The 2930-nt window shown below is 64.1% G+C and carries 2 protein-coding genes; one reads left to right on the top strand and one right to left on the bottom strand.

Annotated elements, in window-relative coordinates; genetic code table 11:
- Window positions 1-57 precede the first annotated feature (57 nt).
- Complete coding sequence (locus tag VAE48_RS17300; RefSeq protein ID WP_322794588.1) at window positions 58-1233, top strand: HlyD family secretion protein; 1176 nt, start codon at window positions 58-60, stop codon at window positions 1231-1233.
- A 13-nt stretch (window positions 1234-1246) separates the two neighbouring features.
- On the opposite strand, the gene VAE48_RS17295 is transcribed toward VAE48_RS17300, so the two are convergent.
- Entirely contained in the window at window positions 1247-2527 is a 1281-nt protein-coding gene (locus tag VAE48_RS17295; RefSeq protein WP_322794587.1) for a PQQ-dependent sugar dehydrogenase, read from the bottom strand.
- Window positions 2528-2930 lie beyond the last annotated feature (403 nt).

Raw genomic sequence — 2930 nt, 5'->3', positions numbered from 1 at the left:
CCCGCCTGACCATCCGTGAGGTGCTGGCTTATGAATAATCCTGCTGGGAGGTTCGAGATGAAATCCAAATGGCTGATGGCTTTGATGATGATCCTGCTGGGATTGACCAGCGGCTGTTCGGCAGTGCAATCGGTGTTTGCGCCAACCCCAACCCCCGCACCGCTGCCGCCGGTGGATAACCGCGGCGGGGTGATTGCCGAGGCGCGCATTGTGCCGCGCGATGAGGCGCTGCTCTTTTTCAATACCGCCGGCACATTGGCAGAAGTACTGGTCAGCGAGGGAGAACCGGTGCAGGCCGGGCAGGTGCTGGCGCGTCTTTCGGAAAGCGCACAGGCGCAGGCCGCGCTGGCGCAGGCCAAAGCCGAACTGCTGGCAGCTCAGCAGGCGCTGGATACGCTCAACGAGAAAGCCGCGCTGGCAGCCGAACAGGCGCGCGTTGCGGTGCTGGAAGCCGAACGCGAGGCGGTGCAGGCCTGGCAGGCTTTTGACCGGCTGGATACTCGCGCCACCCGTGACCGGATTGACGACCTGCGCGAAGAGGTTGCCGACTTGCAGCAGGAATTGCAGGACCGCGAGGAAACTCTGCAGCGCTACAGCGATCTGGCCGCCGATAACCCCACCCGCAAGCGCGCCGAGGACGATGTGGAGCAGGCCCGCCTGCGCTACAATGATGCCAGCCGCGAACTGGGTTTGCTGACCAACGAGGTCGAGCTGGCGCGCGCGCGCTGGGATCTGGCCAACCAGCGGCTGGAGGACGCCCGCCGAACGTATGAAGCCCGGCAGGACTTGAAACCCGACCCGGATGAACTGGCGCTGGCGCAGGCGCGCCTGGATGCCGCCCAGGCCGCCGTTGCGGCTGCCGAAGAGGCGCTGGCGCGGCTGGAGCTGCGCGCTCCCTTTGACGGCACGGTGGTCGAGGTGCGTTACTCCGCCGGCGAAAGCGTGGCTCCGGCTCAGCCGGTGCTGGTGGTGGCGGATCTTTCGGAATGGTATGCCGAAACCACCGACCTGAGCGAAAAGGACGTGGTGCGCATCCGCACGGATGAGGACGCCGAAATCACGCCGGATGCCCTGCCGGAGTTGAGCCTGCGCGCCCAAATTGAGCGGATTGCCGACTACCCCCAGACGCGCGGCGGCGATGTGGTCTACCGCGTCCGGCTGCGCCTGCTGGAAAGCGACCCGCGCCTGCGCTGGGGCATGACCGTGGACGTGCGCTTTGCCGAGGAGCGCTGAAAGCCGGCCGGTTTTATGGGGCGTAAATTACCCGATAGACGCGGTTGCCTTTGTCGTCGGAGATGAACATCTCGCCGTAGGCGTTGAAGATTACATCCGCCGGGCGGCCCCACGTGGCGCTGTCGCCGCAGGGTTTGCCCGGCGCCCGCCAGCCGGTGGCAAAGGTCTGGCTGCCAACCGGTTTGCCGTTTTCCAGCAGCACGCGCTCCACCTTGTAGTCGCGGATGTTGGCGGCAGTGGTGTTCCACGAGCCGTGGTAGGCGACGAACAGGTCGTCCACATAATCGGAGGGGAAGTTGCCGGGCTTGCCCAGCGTCATACCCAGCGGGGCGGAGTGCGCCGGGGCGGTGAACAGCGCCGGCACGGCCTGGGCGCAGGTGAAGCCGGACGGCAGGGCAATGCGCGTATCGCGTACTTCACGGGTGTCGGGCGGGATGACCCCCACACCGGGGGTGTAGCAGTACGGCCAGCCGTAATGGCGGTTGCCCTGCACCTCGATGACGATTTCTTCCGGTGGTAAATCATCGCCCAGCCCATCGCTGCCGTTGTGGTTGGCCCAAAGGCCGCCGCCCGGCGAGACGATTAGACCGACACTGTTGCGCAGTCCCCAGGCCCACAGCGGGCGCTTGCGTTCGTCAGGGTCGCTGGCAAACGGGTTGTCGGACGGGATGCTGCCATCCGGGTTGAAGCGCAGCACGGCGGCGCGGCGCGGGTCGTCTTCCTCGCACACATTGCAGGAAGAACCGGCGCTGATGTACATTTTTCCGTCCGGGCCAAAGATGACCGTGCGGCTGCTGTGGCCGAGCGGGCCGGGGATGTTGTCGGTGACCAGCTGCGGCGCGCCGAACGAGCCGTCCGCCTGCGGGCCGGCCAGCCGTTCGACCTTATTTCCTTCGGCGATGTACAGGTAGCCGTTGTAGAACGCCAGCCCATGCGGCAGGTATAGCCCGCCGGCAATCACTTCCACCCCGTCGGCCAGCCCGTCGCGGTTGCGGTCGGGCAGGCGCACTACCTGACCGGCGTTCATCAGGCTGAGGTAGAGGTGACCGTCCGGGCCGATGGCCATGAAGCGCGGCCGGCCGGTGAGGTTTTCGGCGTAGATGCGGATGTGGAAACCGGCCGGCAGGCTGATGCGTGCGCTGGCTTCGTCCGGCGGGGGCAGCGGCGGCCCTTTGGAGATGAGCGGCAGGTAGAGGGTCGTCCCGCCGCCCTGAGCCAGTACCGGCGCAGCCACGGCGCTCAGTCCCAGGGCTAAAAACACCCAAAAAGCAATTAATTTGATCGTTTTTCCCATAATTTCATCATACCTTTTTGAAGGACAGAGTCAAGGATGAAAAAGGAAATGATCAGGGCTTTCTCAAAGTCAAAAAGGGTCAAACCGCAGCCGGCGGGTGCTGACCGATGTCTATTCGGAATAATCCACTCGTGGGTTAAATCAAACGATTTTGCCCTTCCTGTGCCTGCCCCCAAATCGGCGTAGCGATTTTGGAGGAGGCTGGAGGGGGTAATTTTCGCCGGCACGGGTGCGTTTCGCCCGGCGCGGATTGAAATTCACAGGTAAATGGCACTGCCAACGAGCGCAGCGAGCGCGGCAATCTGATTTGTGACCCCCACCTGCACCTCCCCAAAATCGCCCCTGCGATTTTGGGGGAGGCGGGAGGGGGGACGAAAATTCGAAAGTTGATGTGAAAATCATT

Source organism: Bellilinea sp., assembly GCF_034432615.1.
Lineage (GTDB): Bacteria > Chloroflexota > Anaerolineae > Anaerolineales > Anaerolineaceae > Bellilinea.
Note: the sequence above shows the minus strand (reverse complement) of the source record. Positions and strands in the feature narration are given on the sequence as shown.

Excerpts from the sequence above, each read along its gene's own strand:
- VAE48_RS17300 (WP_322794588.1), top strand. The coding sequence starts at position 58 with ATGAAATCCAAATGGCTGATGGCTTTGATGATGATCCTGCTGGGATTG.
- VAE48_RS17295 (WP_322794587.1), bottom strand. The coding sequence starts at position 2,527 with ATGGGAAAAACGATCAAATTAATTGCTTTTTGGGTGTTTTTAGCCCTG.